This window comes from Enterobacter sp. CP102 (assembly GCF_025152625.1).
GTDB classification, from domain to species: Bacteria; Pseudomonadota; Gammaproteobacteria; order Enterobacterales; family Enterobacteriaceae; genus Enterobacter; species Enterobacter soli.
In genome coordinates this window covers 591,279-613,869 of record NZ_CP104014.1, presented here as the reverse complement: position 1 = coordinate 613,869, position 22,591 = coordinate 591,279, and the positions used below count along the sequence as shown (strand labels likewise).

The 22,591-nt window shown below is 55.8% G+C and carries 21 protein-coding genes; 15 read left to right on the top strand and 6 right to left on the bottom strand.

Features of this window, described 5'->3' with window-relative positions; all coding sequences use genetic code 11:
- Positions 1-65: 65 nt before the first annotated feature.
- Genes N1249_RS02900 through N1249_RS02885 form a run of 4 tightly spaced genes read right to left on the bottom strand, consistent with a single transcriptional unit; the run spans position 66 to position 5,243 of the window.
- Positions 66-1,076, bottom strand: coding sequence for an Ldh family oxidoreductase (locus N1249_RS02900; protein ID WP_259834396.1), 1,011 nt, complete (start codon positions 1,074-1,076; stop codon positions 66-68).
- A gap of 11 nt (positions 1,077-1,087) precedes the next feature.
- Complete coding sequence (locus N1249_RS02895; protein ID WP_259834394.1) at positions 1,088-2,689, bottom strand: APC family permease; 1,602 nt, start codon at positions 2,687-2,689, stop codon at positions 1,088-1,090.
- An 11-nt stretch (positions 2,690-2,700) separates the two neighbouring features.
- Positions 2,701-4,308, bottom strand: a complete 1,608-nt coding sequence (locus N1249_RS02890; protein WP_259834391.1) for an aldehyde dehydrogenase (NADP(+)) — start codon at positions 4,306-4,308, stop codon at positions 2,701-2,703.
- Between the two features lie 14 nt (positions 4,309-4,322).
- Entirely contained in the window at positions 4,323-5,243 is a 921-nt protein-coding gene (locus tag N1249_RS02885) for a dihydrodipicolinate synthase family protein (RefSeq protein ID WP_259834388.1), read from the bottom strand.
- 491 nt (positions 5,244-5,734) lie between these two features.
- On the opposite strand from N1249_RS02885, the gene N1249_RS02880 reads away from it, so the two are divergent.
- The 3 genes from N1249_RS02880 to N1249_RS02870 are packed head-to-tail and all read left to right on the top strand — an operon-like array spanning position 5,735 to position 9,013.
- Complete coding sequence (locus N1249_RS02880; protein ID WP_259834386.1) at positions 5,735-6,943, top strand: SIR2 family protein; 1,209 nt, start codon at positions 5,735-5,737, stop codon at positions 6,941-6,943.
- Complete coding sequence (locus N1249_RS02875; RefSeq protein ID WP_259834383.1) at positions 6,936-8,795, top strand: ATP-binding protein; 1,860 nt, start codon at positions 6,936-6,938, stop codon at positions 8,793-8,795. The genes N1249_RS02880 and N1249_RS02875 overlap by 8 nt, the downstream gene beginning before the upstream one ends.
- Positions 8,796-8,803: 8 nt before the next feature.
- Complete coding sequence (locus N1249_RS02870; RefSeq protein ID WP_259834380.1) at positions 8,804-9,013, top strand: KTSC domain-containing protein; 210 nt, start codon at positions 8,804-8,806, stop codon at positions 9,011-9,013.
- A gap of 133 nt (positions 9,014-9,146) precedes the next feature.
- On the opposite strand, the gene N1249_RS02865 is transcribed toward N1249_RS02870, so the two are convergent.
- Positions 9,147-9,962 carry an AraC family transcriptional regulator gene (locus N1249_RS02865; protein ID WP_166717796.1) on the bottom strand — a complete coding sequence of 272 codons (816 nt, stop codon included), beginning with the start codon at positions 9,960-9,962 and terminating at the stop codon, positions 9,147-9,149.
- Positions 9,963-10,270: 308 nt separating this feature from the next.
- Here N1249_RS02865 and N1249_RS02860 point away from each other — a divergent pair, with 308 nt between their 5' ends.
- From N1249_RS02860 to N1249_RS02845, 4 genes are read left to right on the top strand one after another with little or no spacing between them, the layout of a single operon-like run.
- Positions 10,271-11,212: a 4-hydroxyproline epimerase gene (locus tag N1249_RS02860; protein ID WP_259834376.1), complete on the top strand. Its 942-nt coding sequence runs from the start codon at positions 10,271-10,273 to the stop codon at positions 11,210-11,212.
- Positions 11,209-12,312, top strand: a complete 1,104-nt coding sequence (locus tag N1249_RS02855; RefSeq protein ID WP_259834373.1) for an FAD-binding oxidoreductase — start codon at positions 11,209-11,211, stop codon at positions 12,310-12,312. Before N1249_RS02860 ends, N1249_RS02855 begins: the two co-directional genes overlap by 4 nt.
- Positions 12,309-12,563 carry a (2Fe-2S)-binding protein gene (locus tag N1249_RS02850; protein ID WP_166717793.1) on the top strand — a complete coding sequence of 85 codons (255 nt, stop codon included), beginning with the start codon at positions 12,309-12,311 and terminating at the stop codon, positions 12,561-12,563. Before N1249_RS02855 ends, N1249_RS02850 begins: the two co-directional genes overlap by 4 nt.
- Positions 12,550-13,806: an FAD/NAD(P)-binding oxidoreductase gene (locus tag N1249_RS02845; RefSeq protein ID WP_259834370.1), complete on the top strand. Its 1,257-nt coding sequence runs from the start codon at positions 12,550-12,552 to the stop codon at positions 13,804-13,806. The genes N1249_RS02850 and N1249_RS02845 overlap by 14 nt, the downstream gene beginning before the upstream one ends.
- A gap of 1 nt (position 13,807) precedes the next feature.
- Here the strand turns inward: N1249_RS02845 and hpaR are convergent, their stop codons facing one another.
- Positions 13,808-14,251 (bottom strand): homoprotocatechuate degradation operon regulator HpaR, encoded by a 444-nt coding sequence (gene hpaR, locus N1249_RS02840; RefSeq protein ID WP_259834367.1) that lies wholly within the window; start codon positions 14,249-14,251, stop codon positions 13,808-13,810.
- 268 nt (positions 14,252-14,519) lie between these two features.
- Here hpaR and hpaG point away from each other — a divergent pair, with 268 nt between their 5' ends.
- The 8 genes from hpaG (at position 14,520) to hpaA (ending at position 22,411) form a co-directional block, all read left to right on the top strand.
- Positions 14,520-15,797, top strand: coding sequence for a 4-hydroxyphenylacetate degradation bifunctional isomerase/decarboxylase (gene hpaG / locus N1249_RS02835; protein ID WP_259834365.1), 1,278 nt, complete (start codon positions 14,520-14,522; stop codon positions 15,795-15,797).
- Entirely contained in the window at positions 15,794-17,260 is a 1,467-nt protein-coding gene (gene hpaE / locus N1249_RS02830) for a 5-carboxymethyl-2-hydroxymuconate semialdehyde dehydrogenase (RefSeq protein WP_259834363.1), read from the top strand. Before hpaG ends, hpaE begins: the two co-directional genes overlap by 4 nt.
- Before the next feature lies 1 nt (position 17,261).
- Positions 17,262-18,113 carry a 3,4-dihydroxyphenylacetate 2,3-dioxygenase gene (gene hpaD / locus N1249_RS02825; RefSeq protein ID WP_259834361.1) on the top strand — a complete coding sequence of 284 codons (852 nt, stop codon included), beginning with the start codon at positions 17,262-17,264 and terminating at the stop codon, positions 18,111-18,113.
- A gap of 9 nt (positions 18,114-18,122) precedes the next feature.
- On the top strand, positions 18,123-18,503 hold the full coding sequence (locus tag N1249_RS02820; RefSeq protein ID WP_259834359.1) for a 5-carboxymethyl-2-hydroxymuconate Delta-isomerase: 381 nt from the start codon (positions 18,123-18,125) through the stop codon (positions 18,501-18,503).
- A 67-nt stretch (positions 18,504-18,570) separates the two neighbouring features.
- Positions 18,571-19,374, top strand: coding sequence for a 2-oxo-hept-4-ene-1,7-dioate hydratase (hpaH, locus tag N1249_RS02815; protein ID WP_259834357.1), 804 nt, complete (start codon positions 18,571-18,573; stop codon positions 19,372-19,374).
- Between the two features lie 9 nt (positions 19,375-19,383).
- Positions 19,384-20,181, top strand: coding sequence for a 4-hydroxy-2-oxoheptanedioate aldolase (gene hpaI, locus N1249_RS02810; RefSeq protein WP_259834355.1), 798 nt, complete (start codon positions 19,384-19,386; stop codon positions 20,179-20,181).
- 21 nt (positions 20,182-20,202) lie between these two features.
- Positions 20,203-21,549 (top strand): 4-hydroxyphenylacetate permease, encoded by a 1,347-nt coding sequence (gene hpaX, locus N1249_RS02805; protein ID WP_259834353.1) that lies wholly within the window; start codon positions 20,203-20,205, stop codon positions 21,547-21,549.
- Positions 21,521-22,411 carry a 4-hydroxyphenylacetate catabolism regulatory protein HpaA gene (gene hpaA / locus N1249_RS02800; protein WP_259834351.1) on the top strand — a complete coding sequence of 297 codons (891 nt, stop codon included), beginning with the start codon at positions 21,521-21,523 and terminating at the stop codon, positions 22,409-22,411. The genes hpaX and hpaA overlap by 29 nt, the downstream gene beginning before the upstream one ends.
- Positions 22,412-22,591 lie beyond the last annotated feature (180 nt).

Genomic DNA, 22,591 nt, shown 5'->3' with positions numbered 1-22,591 from the left:
ACTTTACGAAAAACGTACTAACAAGAGGGACAAAATCCCCCTTGTTATGTTGATGAACCCGATGATTATTTCAGCAGTGCGGATATATCCCTGAAAAGTGAACGGGTTATCTCCACGCCGTCGCGATTTGCGCGCTCGCGGGAATGGTAACGACGCTCTCCCGGCAATCGCGCACCCTGCTGCTGCATCCCGCTAAAGAGTGTTTCGGCGCGGGCCAGATGGGTTGCGGCGTCATCCCCCAGAAAACGCGTCGGGTCGAGTACCAGGATCAGCTCACCGCCGTAAGGCAGGCCGCCTGCGCCGTTATCCCACGCCAGCGATTCCGCACTGGTCATATCGCCAATCAGCGGCCCGGCAAGCAGTTCCACCATCGCCGCCAGCGCCGAGCCTTTATGCCCGCCGAAGGTCAGCATCGCGCCGTCGAGAATCGCTTGTGCATCGGTGGTGGCCTGGCCGTCGCTGTCGATACCCCACCCTTCCGGCACCGCTTTACCCGCTCGCTGATGCAGCTGGATCTCACCGCGCGCTGCTGCACTGGTGGCCATATCAAAAATAAACGGCGGTTTATCACCACGCGGCCAGCCAAAGGCGATCGGGTTGGTGCCAAACAGCGGCTGCGTGCCGCCCGCAGGAGCCACCCACGCGTGGCTCGGCGTGGTCGCCAGCGCCACCAGGCCAGCTTCAGTCAGCGGTTCGACGTCCGCAAACAGGGCGGAAAAGTGCACGCAGCGGTTTATAGCCAGCGCGGCAATCCCGCTGTGCCGCGCCTTTTCCATCAGCAACGGCAGCGCACGTTCGAACGCCAGCAGGGAAAAGGCCCCACCAGCGTCCGCTTTCACAATGGCGGGCGCGGTATCGGTGATAACCGGCTCCACGTCTGGCGACACCTTCCCTTTGCGCAGCGTTTCGACAATGCCCAGCAACCGCCACAAACCGTGCGAGGCGCAGCCATCTCGCTCGCCGTGGGTGACGTTTTTTGCCACCGCGGCGGCGTGCGCCTCGCTGAATCCGTTCCCGCGCAGCACCTTATGTGCCAGCGCATAAGCCTCTGTTAACGAGAGGTTTACCATCTCCATTACCTACTCCTCTACTCTTCTTCGTCTCCGGTAAAGTTAGCCTGTGGCAGGCAGGTTCGCTCGCCCCAGTAGTAAATTCCCAGCGACATCACCGCCACCAGCACCGTATCCCACGGATGACCAATCACCCCTGAGCCACCAAAACTGCCAAGCCAGGAGAAAAGCATAATCAGCGCGTAGAAGGCGATTAACCACAGGGACGATTTCACCTGCTGCGCCAGGCTCACGGTGTGGACAGGCACTTTTGATTTACACAGCACGTAGACCACAAACATCACAATCTGTAATCCCAGCAGCCATGACAGCGTACCCCAGCCAGACCAGAAGACAATCAGCGCTGAAATCACAAACGACACCGGGCCGATAATCCCGAAAGCACGCACGCGGAACGGACGTGGCAGATCTGGCGCATTACGACGCAGCCCCGCCGCCGTGACCGGGGCAATGGCGTAGCTCAGCACCAGCGCGGCCGACACCACGCTAATCAGCTGCTCCCAGGACGGGAACGGCAGCGTCCAGAAGATGGACATGGCAAAGGTCAGCCACAGCGCAGGACGCGGAATACCCGACTCTTTATCAATGTGGGTGAACGCCTTAAAGAAGGTCCCTGCTTTCGCCCAGCCGTAAATCACGCGCGGGGTGGCGTTCATGTAGATATTGCCGGTGCCGCTTGGGGAGACAATCGCATCGCACACCACCATAAACGCCAGCCAGCCCATACCGAGCGTAATGGCGATATCGCGGTACGGCAGCGAGAACTGTTTGCTGATTTCCGCCCAGCCGCTGCCGAGCATCCCGGTTGGGATACTGCCAAGAAACGCCAGTTGCAGCAGCACATAGATAATCGTCGACAGCACCACCGATAAAATCAGCGCCACCGGGATTGTCCGCTGCGGATTTTGCACTTCGCTCGCCACCGAGATAATCGGCGTCAGCCCCAGGTAGGCAAAAATAATCCCCCCGGCGCTGATCGCCGCCTCAACGCCGGACATCCCAAACGGCGCAAACCCCTGCACGTGCAGGTTTTCAGGCCTGAAAAAGGTAAACAGGGTGACGACAACCGCCAGCGGCACCAGAAACTTCAGAATACTGATGATGTTGTTAGAGCGGGCGAACGTTTTGACGCTGTAGTAGTTCAGGCCGAAGAAGAAACAGAGCAGCAAAAACTGCACTACCCAGCCCAGCAGCGTCGGGGCGCTTGAGCCTGGCTGTGTCAGCATCGGGAACCAGGCTGCCGCATACTGGCGCGCGGCAACAATCTCAATGGAGATCAGGCTTGAGAACGCAATCAGCGTAATAAAGCCCAGCAGATACCCCATCAGCTCGCCGTGGGAAAACACCGGATAACGGATAATCCCCCCGGCACGCGGCAGGGCCGCCCCCAGCTCGCAATAGACAATCCCCAGCAGCAGCACGGCAATCCCGCCGATGACCCACGAGGCAATCCCCGCGGGCCCGGCAATAGACGCCACATGGCTTGCGGCAAACAGCCAGCCGGAGCCGAAGATCGCCCCAAGACCAATAAACGTCAGGTCGGTTAACGTCAGCTGCTTTTTAAATTTCCCCGACTCAACAACGCGGGACGATGTTTGATGCGTAGAGTGAATCGTCATGGTCATGCCCTTCAGTCAACAGAGGGGGAAATGGCTTCCCGGGTCCACTGCCCGTTAATCAGGCGCAGCAGGTTCAGAGGGTTAGCATCCTGGACAGCAGGCGGCAGCAGTGCGGCGGGCACATTTTGCAGGCACACCGGACGCAGAAAACGTTCGATGGATTTCGTTCCGACGGAGGTCCCGCGTGAATCGGTAGTGGCAGGCCACGGGCCGCCGTGCACCATCGCATCGCACACTTCCACCCCGGTCGGGTAACCGTTGAACAACACCCGTCCGGCTTTTTCGCTCAGGGCAGGCAGCAGGCGTTGTGCCAGCGGGCCGTCGTCAGATTCCGCGTGAACCGTTGCCGTCAGCTGGCCCTGAATGGCGCGCAGAACCGCCTGCATTTCAGCCTCGTCAGCCACTTCCACCAGCACCGCCAGCGGGCCAAATACCTCGTGCTGCAACAGCGGATCCTGCGCCAGCAGTAGCGAAACCGGAGCCTGATACAGACGAGCCTGCGCCTGCCCGCGAACCGCCTCATCATTGCCCGCCAGCCGTTGCATGTCGGGATGTGCCTCAAACGCGCTGACGCCTTCCTGATAATGGGCAAGCGTCGGGGCATTGAGCATGGTCTGCGCCGGAGCCTGATCCACCGCCTGTTTCAGCGTCTGCGTGAAGCAGGCCATACCTTCGCCCCGCAGGACGAGGATCAGCCCGGGCTTAGTACAAAACTGCCCGCAGCCAAGGTTAAAAGAGGCCACCAGCTCCTTCGCCAGCGCCTCTGCCCGGGTGGCTAACGCCTGCGGCAGAATAAGCAGCGGGTTAATGGCCGACATTTCCGCAAAGACCGGGATCGGCTGCGGACGCTGCTGCGCAAGCTGCCAGAGCGCCTTACCCCCGCGCAGCGAGCCGGTAAACCCGACCGCCTGGATCGCCGGATGACGCACCAGCTCTGCGCCAATGTCGGTGCCGAAAATCATGTTAAACACGCCCGCAGGAAGGGCGGCTTTTTCCACCGCACGCACAATGGCCTGGGCGGTGAGCTCCGCCGTCGCCATATGCCCCGGATGGGCTTTCACCACCACCGGACAGCCCGCCGCCAGCGCGGAGGCGGTATCGCCCCCCGCCGTGGAAAACGCCAGCGGGAAATTGCTGGCACCGAAGACCGCCACCGGGCCCAGCGCCGTCAGGTACTGGCGCAAATCCGGGCGCGGCAGCGGCTGGCGCGCAGGCAGCGCGGTATCGATACGCACGCCGAAGGCATCCCCGCGACGCAGCACGCCGGCGAACATGCGTAGCTGATTGCTGGTCCGGGCGCGCTCTCCCTGCAAGCGTGCCAGCGGCAGCGCCGTCTCCTGATGCGCGATGGCAAAAAAGTCCTCGCCGAGTAAATCCAGCTCGTCGGCGAGGGTATCGAGAAAGCGGGCGCGCACCTCAGGCGAGGTCTGCGAATAAACAGGGAACGCCTGTTCAGCCGCCAGTGCCGCAGCGGCGGCCTCCTCGCGGGAGGCCGGGTAAAAACGGTATCCGGTGGGTTCACCGTCAGCGGCACGCAGGCCCGACAGCGTCGCCTCACCGCTTGCCACGCGGCGTCCGGCGATAAACTGCTGGCCTGTTACAGAGAGAGGTAAAGTCATCGTCACTCCTTTACTTACAGGCCGACGTCAGGCAGCTGCGGTCGGGTCGCCAGCGCCTTCTCGACAATCGCCACCACTTCCGCACGGGTTTCCCCTTCCAGCGCCAGGCGCGGCGGACGGGTAATAGCGCTGCCGCGACCGAGAAGCTCTTCGCAAAGCTTGATGCACTGCACCAGATCCGGGCGCGCATCCAGATGCAGCAGCGGCATAAACCAGCGATAAAGCGCCATCGCCTCTTCATAGCGCTGCTGTTTTGCCAGGCGGAACAACGTCTCCCCTTCACGCGGGAAGGCGTTCGACATCCCGGAGATCCAGCCTTCCGCTCCCACGGCAATGCTCTCGACCACCACGTCGTCCAGCCCGGCGAACAGTACAAAGCGGTCACCAACGGTGTTACGCAGGTCGATGAAACGGCGGGTATCGCCGGAAGAATCTTTGAAGCAGACGATGTTGTCGCAGTCAGTGAGCGTCGCCAGGATGTCCGGCGTCACGTCGTTTTTGTAAATTGGCGGGTTGTTGTAGACCATGATTGGCAGGTCAGTGGCGGTTGCCACGCTGCGGAAGTGGGCCGCGGTTTCATGCGGTTTTGACGAGTACACCAGCGCAGGCATCACCATAATGCCGTCCACACCCACGCGCTCGGCCTCTTTCGCCATCTTCTGCGCAAAGGCGGTGGTAAATTCGGCGACACCGGCAATCACCGGGATCTGGCCGCCCGCGGCATCTTTTGCCACTTCGATAATTTGCAGCTTTTCCTGCGTGGTCAGAGAGGTGTTCTCGCCCACGCTGCCGCACACCACCAGGCCGGAAACACCATCCTTGACCAGGTTTTTCATCACCGCATGGGTGGCATCCAGATCGACAGAGTAGTCGCTACGAAACTGGGTGCTGACTGCCGGGAATACACCGCTCCAGTGAATGGCTTTCTTGCTCATGTTCGGTTCCTTGTCGTCAATTTGTTAAATCAAAGTGAATGAATGGTGAATATTCACTGACAGATTGACGTTTCAGGCGGCCGACGGCTTGGTGGTTTTCCTCCCCTTTGATGACGAAATTAGCACAGTGCAAATTTAAACTAGGTTGAATTGTTAGTTTTTAACGGAAAAATGAGATTCAGTTTTAAGTTAACCAACTGAAACATATACAATAATTTAATCTATACTTATGAAAATCTTTTGTGTCATATGTTAATAATAACTCAGAGTTATTATTAACACTAAATGTTCTTAATTTAAGCAAGCGTAAATAATAAATTAAATTATAGTAATCGTTTTAATAAGCCTATAAGAAATCTATAGCGATAGAAAAACCTGACCAATACTGCAAATAAGTAAATATATAATTGACAATGAACCTATTTCCTGAGATATCAATTAAACAAATTTGATTATCCATGCCAAGAAAGTTATAAACAGAAAGGTTAAAAATGATGGTTACTCATGATCCTGTTCGACATTTGAAATATCTAAGGCAATCATTATCTCAAGATAGTGAGCCAATTGGTTTTTTTCTATCAGCAGGTTGCCCGCTGTCTGTGGAGCTTCCCTCCGATAAATGGCCTCTAATACCTGACGTGACTAATTTAACAAAATATATTAATTCAAAATTGGAAGGTAATAGCTCTTACACTCAACTTATAAAAGAATTGGCTTTAGCTAAAAAAGACATTAATAATATTGAAGAAATATTAAGTTTCCTAAGAGCACTTATTTCCGTATCAACAGGAGGGAGTGTTCGAGGTTTGAATGAAGCACAATTAAAAGAAATTGAGAAAAACATCTGTAATATAATCGTTTCTAAAATTAACGTTCAACTACCCAATCACAACACTCCATACCACAAGCTTTCAAAATGGATTCGTTCAATCGATAGAAAAACTGCTATTGAGATATACACAACAAATTATGATTTGTTAATGGAACAATCATTGGAAGATATGGAGATACCATATTTTGATGGTTTTGTTGGGGCTAACAAACCATTCTTTGATCTTAGAGCCCTTGAAGATGACTTAATACCAGGGCATTGGTCAAGACTATGGAAAATTCATGGTTCCATAAATTGGTGCCAACAAGACAACGGCACTCAAAAGAAGGTATATAGATCTCACCCAGATCATAATAACGATTCACACTTGATATATCCATCACATCTAAAATATGAAGAAAGTAGAAAAATGCCTTACTTGGCACTATTAGACCAATTAAATAGATTTATCAGGAAAAAATCTTCTTTCCTGGTAATTTCTGGTTATTCATTCAATGACGGTCATTTAAATGATGTAATTATTAGTGCCTTAAAAGCAAATCCAACAGCGATGGTATTGGGTTTGATGTTTGGAAACTACAAAGAAAATGATAAAGAAAAATACCCACAGGCTTATAAATTAGCAAGTAATCAACATAACTTAAACATTTGGACAAAAGACCATGCAATTATTGGCACAAACTTCGCCCCATGGCATCTGAACGCCGATAGCAATGAAGATGACAAGGAAATATTAAGCTTCATCGAAGCTCTAAATAATGGAAGTAAGGTAGATTGCAATGCATATGTAAATTTCGGAGATTTTAATGATTTTACATCTTTTTTGCAAAGGATAATAGGTACCGCCAAGGAGATGAATCATGGCTGAAAAAGAAACTTTCCTTGGAAAAGTTCATGATGTTAATGGAACGTCTGTGAGTGTTGCTCTATCCGATGATTCTTTAAGTGGCTTTATATATATTGATGGTCAAGGTTATAGGGCTGGTCAAATAGGGAGTTTCGTTAGGCTTCCTATCGGATTTAATAATCTATATGGAATTATAAGCCAAGTGGGAGCTAGTGCGTCTCCTATTTTGAATGAGGCTGCAATTGCAGAAAATAGATGGTTAAAAATTCAACTTATTGGTGAAGCCCCCAGAAATGGATCATTCCAAAGAGGATTGTCTCAGTACCCTACGATAGGCGATAATGTTCATTTAGTTTCAGAAAAAGAGTTAAAACAGATATATGGTCAACATTCAGAAGGTTACTTTGTAAAAATTGGTCATATATCTAACGCGGATTCTATCCCAGCATTGGTTGATATAAATAAGTTAATAACAAGACATTCTGCTGTTGTAGGTACAACGGGTTCTGGCAAGTCGACCACCGTTGCCAGCTTAATTTCTGCATTATCAGATAGTAAAAAATACCCCTCAGCAAGAATATTAATGCTTGACTTACATGGGGAATATAGTCGAAGTTTCAAAGATCGTGCTAATATATTCAAAATTAACCCTACGGATAAAACTGAAAAAGAATTACTCATACCATATTGGGCGTTAAATTTTGATGAACTAACTGAGATTTGTTTCGGTGGAATAGATAACGAAAAAGACCGCAACCTATTTCTTGAAAGAATACAAAAAGCAAAAGCTGATTCTTTATCTACCACACCGAAGTCTGGAGCCACACATGATACCTTAAGCTCAGATTCGCCAATAGCTTTCGATATACACAAACTTTGGCATCAACTTTATACTGAGACATTTGGTACATATATTAAAACAACTGGAAAGCAACCTTTAGAAACTCTTTGTTATGAAGAGCTAGATGACGGAACAAAAATGATGGGGAATGCTAAATTAGGAATTCCTCCTACATTCAAAAATGTTTCCAATGATGCCGGTGGCCTAAAAGTTAACTATCTTCCAAATTCATTAAGTATAGGTAAGCAGCTCCAAGTTCTTGGAGCAAAGCTTAGAATCCCACGATATGATTTCATATTTAAACCTGGAGGATGGAGTCCAACAGAAGAAGGTGTAACAGAAAAGGATCTCGATGAATTACTTGCAGGATGGATTGGTCAAAAACCTGTGTCAATTTTAGACCTTTCTGGTGTTCCATCTGACATTCTTCAAACAATAATTGGAGCCGTCTTGCGCATACTTTATGAAGCACTGTTTTGGGCAAGACACCTTTCTCAAGGAGGGAGGCATCGTCCACTTTTATTGGTCATGGAAGAGGCTCATAACTATTTAGATAGTAAGAATGAAAGTATGGCTACCAGAATGGTTAAGAGGATTGTGAAAGAAGGAAGAAAATATGGTATTAGCTCGATGATTGTAACTCAAAGGCCATCAGAAATAGACTCAACAATATTATCTCAGTGCGGAACATTTTTCTCATTACGTCTAAACAATTCGGCAGACAGAAATCACATTACCTCGGCAATGTCAGATAATCTCGATGGTTTGACAAGTATGCTCCCAATATTGAGAACTGGAGAGTGCATCGTTTTAGGAGAGGCAGTTAAATTACCAATGAAGACTACAATTACCCCTCCCAATAAAAATAGGAGACCAGACAGCCAAGATCCCATTGTATTTGATACGGTCCCTCAGCCTGAATCAATTCACCCGGGCGGATGGAATATTAAAGGTGAAGACGATCCAAATTACAAAGAAATGGTTGAAGTTTGGAGATCACAAAACCCTATTATTTCAAAAGTGAAAAAATAAGGAGTCATATGGAAAGGCAATCGGTTGTTTCGAGTAATATTAGCAGTATTGGCTACGATAATGATGATTCAGTCCTAGAGGTTGAATTTAATAATGGTGCTATCTATCAGTACTTTGATGTTCCAGAACATATTCATGAAGAAATAATGGTTGCAGAATCCATAGGTGGGTACTTAGCAAGAAATGTCAAAGGACATTTCAGATTTTCTCGTATCTAGTATTTTTCGGAGAAGGGCTTAACAGCCCTTCCTTTAATATTTATGAATCTCTTGATGAATTATCATAAATAATTATATCCTTTCAAAATACCCCTCTATTTTATTTGTATTTATTCTAATTATTTAAACTACTTCACCCGACCAGCGTGACGCGAAAATCACGCGGCGTAGAGCCGGTCATGGCCTTGAACTGGCGGCTAAAAGCGCTGTGATCGGTATAGCCACATTGCAGGGCAATATCGGTAATCGGCGTATCGCCCGCCAGCAATTCAGTCGCTTTTTCCAGCCGGACTTTGTGGATCATCTGACGCGGGGTGAGATGGAAAATGCGCTTACAGTAGCGCTCGATTTGCGCCACCGACATGCCGCTCAGCGCGGTGAGCTCCTCCATCGCGATCGGCCGGTGGTAATGATTGCGGATGTGATCGTCGACGATCGCCAGCCGCTGCCACGCCGGGTGACGCGCCTGCGCTTCCTGTAGGTCGTGCGAAATACCCGCCATGCCGATCACCTGGCCCTGCGCATCCCGCAGCGCCAGCTTCTGGGTCAGACACCAGCCGCGCTCGCGGCCGTTATAGAGATGCATCTCCAGCTGGTCGCGCAGCGTCACCCCTTCGCGCAGCACCCGCATATCCTGCTCGGTATAGCCCTGCCCCAGCGCGGAAGGGAACACATCGGCGGAGGTTTTCCCCAGCAGAGAAACCACCGTCTTAAACCCGCAGCGACGCGCCAGGGTCATATTGACCATCAGATAACGCGCCTGCACGTCTTTGACAAAAAACACCACATTAGGAATGGCATTCAGCAGCGGCGCAATCAACGCCATTGCATGAAGCAACGTCTGGATATTGTCCGGACGCTGACGCGCCAGCCCTTCACAAATCTGGCTCAGTTCAGCCACTTCCAGCGCTGGCGACGGTGCCAGCACATCATCAATAACACAGGACATAACGCTTCCTCCCGATTAGTGAGCTGGATCTTTATTAACTTTTCGTTAACTCATCAAGCGCCCTTACCGCGTTTTGCGATCCTGCCACAGGTTTATGATTTACCCTGTTTCATCCACTGGCGCTGTTGCCTTTTTTGGTTTACCACACCATCAACAGAATGATTAATAAGAAATAAATATGAATTTCACTTAAGAATGAAACCGGTCACTGTGCTGATTTCGTCATTTCTGGTGGCGAAAGCGATCAAGCAGGAATGCCAGCCTTACGCCAGCATTTAGCAACAAGGTGTTAACTTTCCGGAGATCCCATGACAGCGCAGCACAGCGAACTGAGAGTAATTGACTCCCACACCGGCGGCGAACCGACCCGTCTGGTCATCGACGGTTTTCCGGATCTGGGCACAGGAAACATGGCCGAGCGCCGGGATCGCTTCGCCCGCGACTATGACGACTGGCGCAAAGCCATCATTCTTGAGCCACGCGGCAACGACGTCCTGGTCGGCGCCCTGCTCTGTGAGCCGGTATCACCGCAGGCCACGGCGGGGGTTATCTTCTTCAACAACAGCGGTTTTCTGAACATGTGCGGCCACGGCACGATCGGCCTTATCGCTTCGCTGGCCTGGCTTGGACGCATTCAGCCGGGTAAACATCTAATTGAAACACCGGTGGGTGATGTGACCGCCACGCTGCACGCAGACGGCAGCGTTTCGGTAGAAAACGTCCCGGCGTATCGCTGGCGCAAACAGGTGCAGGTTGAAACCACGCACGGCACGGTAACGGGCGATATCGCCTGGGGCGGGAACTGGTTCTTCCTCGTCAACGATCATCCGTTCGCCGTGATACCGGAGCAGATCCCGCAGTTAACGGAGTATGCCTGGGCAATCCGGGAAGGGTTGGAACGTGCGGGCATTCGTGGCGAACATGACGGCATTATCGACCATATTGAACTCTTCGCAGAAGATGATCGCGCAGACAGCCGCAGCTTTGTGCTCTGCCCGGGAAAAGCCTGGGATCGCTCACCCTGCGGCACCGGCACCAGCGCCAAGCTGGCCTGTCTGGCCGGGGACGGCAAACTGCGGCCCGGGGAAAACTGGCGGCAGGCGAGCATCATCGGCAGCGAATTTACCGCCCATTTCGTGCCGCAGGGCAGCAAGGTAATCCCGACGATCCGCGGTGAGGCATGGGTCTGCGGCGATAACCGGCTGATCCTCAATCCGGACGATCCGTTCCGCTGGGGGATCACGTTGTGACCGACACCGACGTCATTGTCATTGGTGCCGGGATCATCGGCGCCGCCTGCGCCTGGCAACTGGCAAAGCGCGGGCAGCGGGTCACGCTGGTAGACGACGGCAACGCGGGCGCAACGGCGGCAGGAATGGGCCATCTGGTGTGTATGGATGACGATCCCGCCGAACTGACCCTCTCAGCCTGGTCGCTGGCGCGCTGGCGGGAACTGACGCCCCGGATGCCGGAAAGCTGCGCCTGGCGAGGATGCGGCACGCTGTGGCTGGCGGAAACACCGCAGGAGCTTGAGCTGGCAGAGGAAAAACAACAGCGGATGGCGCAATACCAGGTCGCCAGCAATATGCAGACCCGCGACCAGCTTGCCGCGCGTGAACCCCTGCTCACCTCCCGGCTCAGCGGCGGGCTGTGGGTGCCCGGAGACGGAATTGTTTACGCGCCGAACGTCGCCCACTGGTTTATTGAGGATGCCGGTGTTACGCATCTTCATGACCGCGCCCTTGCGGTCGATGCCCCTTACGTCACCCTGCACAGCGGCAAACGCCTGCGCGCGGGCGCCATCGTCATCGCCTGCGGGCTGGGTGCCAACAGGCTGCTGGATGAAAACTGGTTGCGGGCGAAAAAAGGCCAGCTGGCGATCACCGATCGCTACGGTCCGTTGCTCAGCCACCAGCTGGTTGAGCTGGGATACGGTGCCAGCGCTCATGCGGGCGGCACCTCGGTGGCGTTTAATATCCAGCCGCGCCCAACCGGGCAACTGCTGATTGGCTCTTCCCGCCAGTTCGACAACACCGACCGCGAGATAGATCTGCCCCTTCTGGCAACCATGCTGGCGCGCGCGCGTCATTTTTTACCCTCGCTGGAGAGCCTGAATATCATCCGCTGCTGGAGCGGTTTTCGGGCCGCATCGGCAGACGGCAATCCGCTCATCGGCCCGCATCCCACGCGCCCGGGGATCTGGCTGGCGCTCGGGCACGAAGGGCTGGGCGTCACCACCGCCCCCGCAACCGCCGAACTGCTCTGCGCGCAGATCCTCGGCGAACGTCCGGCCGTTTCTCCGGATGCCTGGCTCCCCGCGCGGCTGCAAAAACAGGAGGCCATCGCATGACAACCCTGAACCTGATTATCGAAGGCGAACCCTGTGACGTTCCTGCGGGCATCAGCGTCGCAGCGGCGCTGGCACTGACGGGCGATGGCGTGACGCGCCGTTCGGTCAGCGGAGAGCCGCGCGCCCCCTTCTGCGGCATGGGCGTTTGCCAGGAGTGTCGCGTCACGGTGAATGGACGGCGGGTGCTGGCCTGCCAGACGGAATGCCAGCCCGACATGGTGATAGAAAGGAGCCAACATGCGAACGTTTGACTGCGAGATCCTCGTCCTCGGCGCAGGTCCAGCCGGGCTGTCGGCGGCACTGGCCGCCGCACGCTGCGGAAAATCGGTTATCGTCCTGGACGACAACCCGCGTCCAGGCGGGCAAATCTGGCGCGATGGCCCGCAGGTTTCACTGCCTCCGCGCGCCTTACGCCTGCGTCAGGCGGTGGCGGAACAGCCAGCCATTACACTGCTTAACGGCGCGCGGCTGATTGCCCGCCCTGAACCGCATTCCGTGGTGTTTGAAACCGCAGACAGCTGCGGTGCGATCCGCTGGCAGCGGTTAATTTTATGCTGCGGCGCGCGGGAACTCTCCCTGCCGTTTCCGGGCTGGACGCTTCCCGGCGTAACGGGTGCCGGTGGGCTACAGGCGCAGATTAAACACGGCCTGCCGCTCAACGGCGAGCGGGTAGTCATCGCCGGTAGCGGGCCGCTGCTGCTGGCGGTTGCCAGTACGGTGAAGCGCGCAGGCGGGAATATCGTTGCCATCATCGAACAGGCGCCGGTGAGCGCGCTGGCACGGTTCGCGGCTGGGCTCTGGCGCTGGCCGGAAAAACTGCTCCAGCTCGGCGAGCTTTTTCCGGCCCACTATCGCCCGGCAAGCCAGGTCATCCATGCCCGGGGAGATGCACATCTTCAGTCCGTGACCGTACGCCACGGCGGGAAAAATCAGGAGATAGCCTGCGACAGGCTGGCGATCGGCTACGGACTGGTGCCCAATCTCGAGCCGGGTCTTATCTTCGGCTGCGCAACCGAAAATCAGGCAATCCGGGTCGATGCGTCTCAACGCACCAGCGTGGAGGATATCTATGCTGCGGGAGAATGCACCGGCTTTGGCGGCAGCGAGCTGGCGCTGGCCGAGGGGGAAATTGCGGGCTATATCGCGGCGGATAACCCCGGGAAGGCAGAAAAAGCTATCGCCGCCCGTACCCGCTGGCAGCGTTTTGCCCGGGCGCTCTATGCCACATTCGCCTTACCGGAATCGCTAAAAGACGTTGCCACTGCCGACACCCTGCTCTGTCGCTGCGAAGATGTGCGCTGTGGCGATGTGCAAAATGCCGAAAGCTGGCAGGCGGCGAAGCTCGCCTCGCGCTGTGGCATGGGTGCCTGTCAGGGGAAAACCTGCGCCACCAGCGCCCGCTGGCTGTACGGCTGGCCGCTGCCGCAGCCGCGCGAGCCGCTTTCCCCTGCGCGTATCGACACGCTTATCCATCTGGCAAAGCCGGAAGGCTGAGTTATTCCTCTTCCCCGCGTTCGGCGATATGGCGGTTGCCGAGCGCGATAAACTCTTCCAGCAGCGCCGTCAGCTGCTGCATTTTCTCCGGCGTATATTCCGCCTCAATCTGCTGATAAGCCTCTTCCACCTGCGCCTGGGCGTGTTCATACAGCGCGTTGCCCTCTTTGGTCAGCGACACGTACAACTTGCGCTGGTCGTTCACCGGCTTTAAGCGCAGCACCAGCCCGTCGCGCTCCATGCGCGTGAGAATGCCCGTCAGGCTCGGGCGCAGAATGCAGGTCCGAAACGCCAGATCGTGAAAATCCATCGACGGACTTTCCGCCAGCACGCGCACAATGCGCCATTGCTGTTCGGTCAGGTTATGCCGCTTCACAATCGGGCGGAAGTAAGACATCGCCGCTTCCCGCGCCTGTAATAACGCGATGGTTAATGAGTCATGCATAGCCACTCCCGGAAATCATTAACAAGTAAACAATTCAAAAAAGCTGTTTTTATAAACAACACGTTTTCTGCCGAAAAGTCTAACAGAAACAACGTATTTTTATTAACACACTGATAAACATACAATTTTAATTTTATATGTAAATTTATTGTTATTCCTATCACAAAATTTTCACTTCTGATTGCGAAACAAACAGCAAAAGCATAAAACGAGATCATTAACATATTAATGAAATCGCAATCCGGACCTCCGGCCTGAGGAGTAGTCAATGAAAGGTACTGTTTTTGCCGTCGCGCTGAATCATCAAAGCCAGCGTGAAACCTGGCGTGAAGCGTTTGAAAAAGCCCCCTATAACACCCCGCCGAAAACCGCCGTCTGGTTTATTAAACCGGGCAACACCGTTATCCGTGCCGGCGAACCCATTCCGTTCCCGGAAGGTGAAACGGTGTTAAGCGGGGCCACGGTCGCGCTGGTGGTGGGGAAAACCGCCAGCAAGGTACAGGCTGAAGACGCGGCGGAGTACATCGCCGGATACGCACTCGCCAACGAAGTGAGCCTGCCGGAAGAGAGCTTCTACCGCCCGGCCATCAAAGCCAAATGCCGTGACGGATTCTGCCCTCTGGGTGAACTTGTCGCCGTTGATAACGTCGATAACCTGACCATCATTACCGAAATCAATGGCCGCGAAGCGGACCACTGGAACACCGCAGATTTACAGCGCAGCGCCGCCGAACTGCTCAGTGCCCTGAGCGAATTTGCCACCCTGAACCCTGGCGATGCCATTTTGCTCGGCACACCGCAGGCCCGCGTGGCGCTGCGTCCGGGGGATCGGGTGCGCATTCTGGCCGAAGGTTTCCCGGCACTGGAAAACCCGGTCGTCAACGAAGGCGATGTTGCCCCTGCACAAGGCCCGCATTCACACCCCACGCTGTTTGCCCTGGGGCTGAACTACGCCGATCACGCCAGCGAACTGGACTTCAAACCGCCTACCGAGCCGCTGGTGTTTATCAAAGCCCCGAACACCTTTAACGGTGATAACCAGACGTCGGTACGCCCGGACAACGTTGAATACATGCACTACGAGGCGGAGTTGGTGGTGGTCATCGGCAAAACCGCGCACAAGGTGAGTGAAGCCGATGCGATGGACTATGTCGCGGGCTATACGGTCTGTAACGACTACGCCATCCGCGACTACCTCGAAAACTACTATCGCCCGAATCTGCGGGTAAAAAGCCGCGACGGGCTGACGCCGATTTCTCCCAACATCGTGCCGAAAGCGGCCATTCCCGACCCGCACAACCTGGCCCTGCGCACCTTCGTAAACGGCGAATTACGCCAGGAAGGCACCACGGCAGACCTGATTTTCAGCATCCCGTTCCTGATTGCGTACCTGAGCGAATTTATGACCCTTCAACCGGGCGACATGATTGCCACCGGCACGCCGAAAGGGCTTTCCGACGTGGTGCCTGGCGACGAAGTGGTGGTGGAAGTGCAAGGTGTGGGCCGCCTGGTAAACCGAATTGTCAGTGAGGAGACGACAAAATGAAAAAGATAAACCATTGGATCAACGGTAAAAACGTGGCGGGAAGTGACTACTTCCACACCACCAATCCAGCCTCTGGCGAGGTGCTGGCAGACGTGGCCTCCGGCGGTGAAGCCGAGGTAAATCAGGCCGTTGCAGCCGCCAAAGAGGCGTTCCCGAAATGGGCCAACCTGCCGATGAAAGAGCGCGCGCGCCTGATGCGCCGCCTGGGCGATCTGATTGACCAGAACGTGCCTGAGATCGCCGCGATGGAAACTGCCGACACCGGTCTGCCGATCCATCAGACCAAAAACGTGCTGATCCCGCGCGCCTCGCACAACTTCGAGTTCTTCGCCGAAGTGTGCCAGCAGATGAACGGCAAAACCTACCCGGTCGATGACACGATGCTGAACTACACCCTGGTGCAGCCGGTGGGCGTGTGCGCGCTGGTGTCGCCGTGGAACGTGCCGTTTATGACCGCCACCTGGAAAGTCGCGCCGTGTCTGGCGCTGGGCAATACCGCAGTGCTGAAGATGTCTGAACTCTCCCCACTGACCGCCGATCGCCTGGGCGAGCTGGCGCTGGAAGCCGGTATTCCGGCGGGCGTGCTGAACGTGGTGCAGGGCTATGGCGCGACAGCGGGCGATGCGCTGGTGCGTCATCACGACGTGCGCGCCGTCTCCTTCACCGGCGGTACCGCTACCGGGCGCAACATCATGAAAAACGCCGGGCTGAAAAAGTACTCGATGGAGCTCGGCGGCAAATCACCGGTGCTGATTTTTGAAGATGCCGATATCGAGCGCGCGCTGGATGCCGCCCTGTTCACCATCTTCTCCATCAACGGCGAGCGTTGCACCGCGGGCTCGCGCATCTTCATTCAGCAGAGCATCTACCCGGAATTCGTCAAACGCTTCGCCGAGCGCGCGAACCGCCTGCGCGTGGGCGACCCAACCGATCCAAATACTCAGGTCGGCGCGCTGATTAGCCAGCAACACTGGGAAAAAGTCTCGGGTTATATCCGCCTCGGCATTGAAGAGGGTGCCACCCTGCTGGCGGGCGGGCCGGACAAACCCACCGACCTGCCTGCGCACCTGAAAGGCGGTAACTTCCTGCGCCCGACCGTGCTGGCAGATGTCGACAACCGGATGCGCGTGGCCCAGGAAGAGATCTTCGGGCCGGTCGCCTGCCTGTTGCCGTTTAAAGACGAAGCGGAAGGCCTGCGCCTGGCCAACGACGTGGAGTACGGTCTGGCGTCCTACATCTGGACCCAGGATGTCAGCAAAGTGCTGCGCCTGGCGCGCAATATCGAAGCCGGTATGGTGTTTGTGAATACCCAGAACGTGCGCGACCTGCGCCAGCCGTTTGGCGGCGTGAAGGCCTCCGGCACCGGGCGCGAAGGTGGCGAGTACAGCTTTGAAGTGTTCGCCGAGATGAAAAACGTCTGCATCTCGATGGGCAACCATCCGATTCCAAAATGGGGAGTCTGACATGGGCACCTTAGCGCTAGCGGCAAAAATCACCCACGTACCGTCGATGTATCTTTCTGAACTCCCGGGGAAAAACCACGGCTGCCGTCAGTCGGCCATCGACGGGCATAAAGAGATCAGCAAGCGCTGTCGCGAGCTGGGCGTCGAGACCATTATCGTTTTCGACACCCACTGGCTGGTGAACAGCGCGTATCACATTAACTGTGCGGATCATTTTTCCGGCATCTACACCAGCAACGAGCTGCCGCACTTTATCCGTGACATGACCTACGACTACGACGGCAACCCGGAGCTCGGCCAGCTGATTGCCGACGAAGCGGTGAAGCTCGGCGTGCGGGCCAAAGCGCACAACATCCCAAGCCTGAAGCTGGAGTACGGCACGCTGGTACCGATGCGCTACATGAACAGCGACAAGCACTTCAAAGTGATCTCCATTTCGGCGTTCTGCACGGTTCACGATTTTGCCGACAGCCGCAAGCTGGGCGAGGCCATCGTCAGCGCCATTAAGCAGTACGACGGCACGGTGGCGGTGCTGGCCAGCGGTTCGTTGTCGCACCGTTTTATCGACGACCAGCGCGCGGAAGAAGGAATGAACAGCTACACCCGCGAGTTCGACCGCCAGATGGACGAGCGCGTGGTGAAGCTGTGGCGCGAAGGCCAGTTCAGGGAGTTTTGCAGCATGTTGCCGGAGTACGCCGACTACTGCTACGGCGAGGGCAATATGCACGACACGGTGATGCTGCTGGGGATGCTCGGCTGGGATAAATACGACGGCAAGGTGGAGTTTCTCACCGAGCTGTTCGCCAGCTCCGGTACCGGCCAGGTCAACGCTGTTTTCCCGCTGCCCGCGTAAGGAGCCACCATGCCGCATTTTATTGCTGAATGTACTGACAATATCCGCGAGCAGGCCGACCTGCCGGGTCTGTTTGCCAAAGTGAACGAGGCGCTCGCCGCCACGGGCATTTTCCCGCTCGGCGGTATCCGTAGCCGCGCGCACTGGCTGGACACCTGGCAGATGGCCGACGGCAAACACGACTACGCCTTCGTGCATATGACGCTGAAAATCGGCGCCGGGCGCAGCCTGGAAAGCCGCGAGGCGGTGGGAGAGATGCTGTTTGCGCTGATCAAAACGCATTTCTCCGAGCTGATGGCGGCGCGCTATCTGGCGCTGTCGTTTGAGCTCGATGAGCTGCACCCGACGCTCAATTACAAACAGAACAATGTGCACGCGTTGTTTAAATAATACCGGCACGGCCAGTCCCCTCTCCCACGGGGAGAGGGAGAAAACAAACATAAAACAGGATACCGCCATGCTCGATAAACACACCCATACCCTGATCGCGCATCGTCTGCATCAGGCGGAACAATCCCGCGAGCAGATCCGCCAGATCTCGCTGGATTACCCGACGATCACCATCGACGACGCCTACGCCGTACAGCGCGAATGGGTAAGCCTGAAAATCGCCGAAGGCCGCGTGCTGAAAGGCCATAAAATCGGCCTTACATCCAAAGCGATGCAGGCCAGCTCGCAGATAAGCGAGCCGGACTACGGCGCGCTGCTGGACGACATGTTTTTCCACGATGGCTGCGATATTCCCGTCGATCGCTTTATCGTCCCGCGCATTGAAGTGGAGCTGGCCTTCGTGCTGGCCAAACCGCTGCGAGGCCCTAACTGCACGATTTTCGATGTCTACAACGCCACGGACTATGTGATCCCGGCGCTGGAGCTGATCGATGCCCGCTGCCACAACATTGATCCCGACACCCAGCGTCCGCGCAAAGTGTTCGACACCATCTCCGATAACGCCGCCAACGCCGGGGTGATCCTCGGCGGACGACCAATTAAACCCGACGAACTGGATCTGCGCTGGATCTCCGCCCTGCTCTATCGCAACGGCGTGATTGAAGAAACCGGCGTCGCCGCTGGCGTGCTCAACCATCCGGCGAACGGCGTGGCGTGGCTGGCAAACAAACTGGCGCCATACGACGTGCAGCTTGAACCGGGGCAAATCATCCTCGGCGGTTCGTTTACCCGCCCGGTGGCAGCCAGCAAGGGCGACACCTTCCACGTGGACTACGGCAACATGGGCTCGATTAGCTGCCGCTTTGTGTAGGAGTGCACCATGGAAAACGCATTTAAGACCGCGCTGAAAGCCGGAAAGCCGCAAATCGGCCTGTGGCTGGGGCTGACCAGCAGCTACAGCGCAGAACTGCTGGCTGGCGCGGGCTTCGACTGGCTGCTGATCGACGGTGAACACGCGCCAAACAACGTGCAAACCGTCTTAACGCAGTTACAGGCGATTGCCCCTTATGCCAGCCAGCCGGTGGTGCGCCCGTCGTGGAACGATCCGGTGCAGATCAAACAGCTGCTGGATGTGGGCGCGCAAACCCTGCTGGTGCCAATGGTACAAAATGCCGATGAAGCCCGTCTGGCGGTGAGCGCCACCCGTTATCCCCCTGCGGGGATCCGCGGCGTGGGCAGCGCACTGGCCCGCGCGTCGCGCTGGAACCGCATTCCTGATTACCTGCAACAGGCGAACGATGCCATGTGCGTGCTGGTGCAGATAGAAACCCGCGAGGCGCTGAGAAACCTGCCGCAGATCCTGGACGTGGAAGGGGTCGACGGGGTGTTTATCGGCCCGGCGGATCTCAGCGCCGACATGGGGTTTGCGGGTAATCCGCAGCACCCGGAGGTGCAGGCCGCCATCGAACAGGCCATCGGGCAGATCCTGAGCGCGGGTAAAGCGCCCGGCATCCTGATGGCTAACGAAACCCTGGCAAAACGCTATCTCGGCCTCGGCGCGCTGTTTGTCGCCGTTGGCGTAGATACCACCCTGCTGGCCCGCAGCGCCGAAGCGCTGGCAGCCCGTTTTATCGACAGACCTGTTACATCAGTCAATAACAATAAATCCGTCTACTGAACGGACGATGTGGAGCGCAACATGACGACCTCTACCCTGCAAGATAATAAAGCTGTAGAACATCGCGTGATTAACAAGCTGTTCCGTCGTTTGATCGTGTTTCTCTTTATCCTGTTTGTCTTCTCGTTTCTTGACCGCATTAACATTGGCTTTGCCGGGCTGACGATGGGCAAAGATCTGGGCCTGACGTCCACCATGTTTGGCCTGGCGGCAACGCTGTTTTACGTCACCTACGTGCTGTGCGGGATCCCGAGCAACATCATGCTGGCGAAAGTCGGTGCGCGCCGCTGGATCGCCGGGATCATGGTAGTGTGGGGTATTGCATCCACCTGCACCATGTTCGCCACCAGCCCGCAGACGCTCTACGTGCTGCGAATGCTGGTCGGCATTGCCGAAGCCGGTTTCCTGCCGGGGATCCTGGTGTATCTCACCTGGTGGTTCCCCGCCTATCACCGCGCCCGCGCCAACGCCCTGTTTATGATTGCCATGCCGGTGACCATGATGCTCGGCTCGATCCTCTCGGGTTACATTCTGGCGCTGGACGGGCTGTGGAACCTGAAAGGCTGGCAGTGGCTGTTCCTGCTGGAAGGGCTGCCGTCGGTGGTGCTCGGTGTCGTGACCTGGTTCTTCCTTAACGACACGCCGGATCAGGCCAGCTGGCTTGATGATGAAGAAAAGCAGACCCTGAAAACGATGATCGCCCGCGAGCAGGAGCACGCCATTGCGCACGCCGCGACCCCGCGATCAACGCTGCGTGAAGTGCTGACCCCGGCGGTACTGCTCTACACGCTGGCCTACTTCTGCCTGACCAACACGCTGAGTGCGATCAACATCTGGACGCCGCAGATCCTGCAAAGCTTTAACAGCCACAGCAGCAATATCGTGATCGGCCTGCTGGCGGCAATCCCGCAGTTTTGTACCATCCTCGGGATGATCTGGTGGAGCCGCCGCTCCGACAGGCTGAAAGAGCGAAAAAAGCACACCATCCTGCCGTATCTGTTCGCGGCGGCGGGATGGATGCTGGCCTCGGCGACCGACCACAGCCTGATCCAGCTGCTTGGCATCATCATGGCCTCAACCGGATCCTTTACCGCTATGGCGATATTCTGGACCACACCGGATCAGGTTATTAGCCTGCAATCCCGCGCGGTGGCGCTGGCGGTGATCAACGCCATCGGGAATGTGGGTTCGGCCGTCAGCCCGTTGTTGATCGGCATCTTACGCGATACCACCGGCAGCTTTAGTTCAGGGCTGTGGTTTGTGGCCGGGCTGCTGGTGGTGGGCGCACTGGTGCTGACGCGCATTCCGATGACGCAGCGGGATCAACAGAGGAACGATCATGTGCCAGAGCCCCATCGCCAACATTGATATCAGCAAGGAGTACGACGAAAGTCTGGGCACTGATGATGTACATTATCAGTCGTTTGCCCGCATGGCGGCCTTTTTTGGCCGCGACATGCAGGCGCATCGCCACGACCAGTTCTTTCAGATGCACTTTCTTGATACCGGGCAGATTGAGCTTCAGCTCGACGATCATCGCTATTCGGTGCAGGCACCGCTGTTTGTGCTCACGCCGCCGTCGGTGCCGCACGCGTTTATCACCGAATCCGACAGCGACGGGCATGTGTTGACGGTACGCGAAGATCTGATCTGGCCGCTGCTGGAGGTGCTCTACCCCGGCACACGAGAAACCTTCGGCCTGCCGGGGATCTGCCTGTCCCTGGCCGACAAACCGGACGAGCTGGCGGCGCTGAAACACTACTGGCGGCTGATTGAACGCGAATCCACGGAACAGCTGCCCGGACGGGAACATACGCTGGTACTTTTGGCCCAGGCGGTGTTCACTTTGCTGCTGCGCAATGCAAAGCTCGACGACCACGCCGCCAGTGGGATACGCGGCGAGCTGAAGCTGTTCCAGCGTTTTAACCAGATGATCGATACCCACTACCACCAGCACTGGACGGTGCCGGACTACGCCTGCGAACTGCATCTCACCGAATCTCGCCTGACCGATATCTGCCGCCGCTTCGCCAACCGCCCGCCGAAGCGGCTGATCTTCGACCGGCAACTGCGCGAGGCCAAACGGCTGCTGCTTTTTTCCGATAACCCGGTAAACGAGATTGCCTGGCAGCTGGGGTTTAAAGATCCGGCCTATTTCGCACGATTTTTTAATCGTTTAGTGGGATGTTCACCCAGCAGCTACCGGGCGCAGAAAGTACCGGTGTCGTAAGTTCCCCGGTGGCGCTGCGCTTACCGTGGCTACGTTCGTAGGGCGGGTAGGCGCAGCGCCACCCGCCGAAAAGCAGCACAGATCACAAAACCCAAACCCACCCGAAAAGTACCTGTTGTTGTCCCAATCGTCCCTTCACGCCGCCCCTCTCTCACGCTTCAATTAAACAACAAAAACAAA

Coding starts and splice junctions, on each gene's coding strand:
- N1249_RS02900 (WP_259834396.1), bottom strand. CDS start 1,076: ATGGAGATGGTAAACCTCTCGTTAACAGAGGCTTATGCGCTGGCACAT.
- N1249_RS02895 (WP_259834394.1), bottom strand. CDS start 2,689: ATGACGATTCACTCTACGCATCAAACATCGTCCCGCGTTGTTGAGTCG.
- N1249_RS02890 (WP_259834391.1), bottom strand. CDS start 4,308: ATGACTTTACCTCTCTCTGTAACAGGCCAGCAGTTTATCGCCGGACGC.
- N1249_RS02885 (WP_259834388.1), bottom strand. CDS start 5,243: ATGAGCAAGAAAGCCATTCACTGGAGCGGTGTATTCCCGGCAGTCAGC.
- N1249_RS02880 (WP_259834386.1), top strand. CDS start 5,735: ATGATGGTTACTCATGATCCTGTTCGACATTTGAAATATCTAAGGCAA.
- N1249_RS02875 (WP_259834383.1), top strand. CDS start 6,936: ATGGCTGAAAAAGAAACTTTCCTTGGAAAAGTTCATGATGTTAATGGA.
- N1249_RS02870 (WP_259834380.1), top strand. CDS start 8,804: ATGGAAAGGCAATCGGTTGTTTCGAGTAATATTAGCAGTATTGGCTAC.
- N1249_RS02865 (WP_166717796.1), bottom strand. CDS start 9,962: ATGTCCTGTGTTATTGATGATGTGCTGGCACCGTCGCCAGCGCTGGAA.
- N1249_RS02860 (WP_259834376.1), top strand. CDS start 10,271: ATGACAGCGCAGCACAGCGAACTGAGAGTAATTGACTCCCACACCGGC.
- N1249_RS02850 (WP_166717793.1), top strand. CDS start 12,309: ATGACAACCCTGAACCTGATTATCGAAGGCGAACCCTGTGACGTTCCT.
- N1249_RS02845 (WP_259834370.1), top strand. CDS start 12,550: ATGCGAACGTTTGACTGCGAGATCCTCGTCCTCGGCGCAGGTCCAGCC.
- hpaR (WP_259834367.1), bottom strand. CDS start 14,251: ATGCATGACTCATTAACCATCGCGTTATTACAGGCGCGGGAAGCGGCG.
- hpaG (WP_259834365.1), top strand. CDS start 14,520: ATGAAAGGTACTGTTTTTGCCGTCGCGCTGAATCATCAAAGCCAGCGT.
- hpaE (WP_259834363.1), top strand. CDS start 15,794: ATGAAAAAGATAAACCATTGGATCAACGGTAAAAACGTGGCGGGAAGT.
- hpaD (WP_259834361.1), top strand. CDS start 17,262: ATGGGCACCTTAGCGCTAGCGGCAAAAATCACCCACGTACCGTCGATG.
- N1249_RS02820 (WP_259834359.1), top strand. CDS start 18,123: ATGCCGCATTTTATTGCTGAATGTACTGACAATATCCGCGAGCAGGCC.
- hpaH (WP_259834357.1), top strand. CDS start 18,571: ATGCTCGATAAACACACCCATACCCTGATCGCGCATCGTCTGCATCAG.
- hpaI (WP_259834355.1), top strand. CDS start 19,384: ATGGAAAACGCATTTAAGACCGCGCTGAAAGCCGGAAAGCCGCAAATC.
- hpaX (WP_259834353.1), top strand. CDS start 20,203: ATGACGACCTCTACCCTGCAAGATAATAAAGCTGTAGAACATCGCGTG.
- hpaA (WP_259834351.1), top strand. CDS start 21,521: ATGTGCCAGAGCCCCATCGCCAACATTGATATCAGCAAGGAGTACGAC.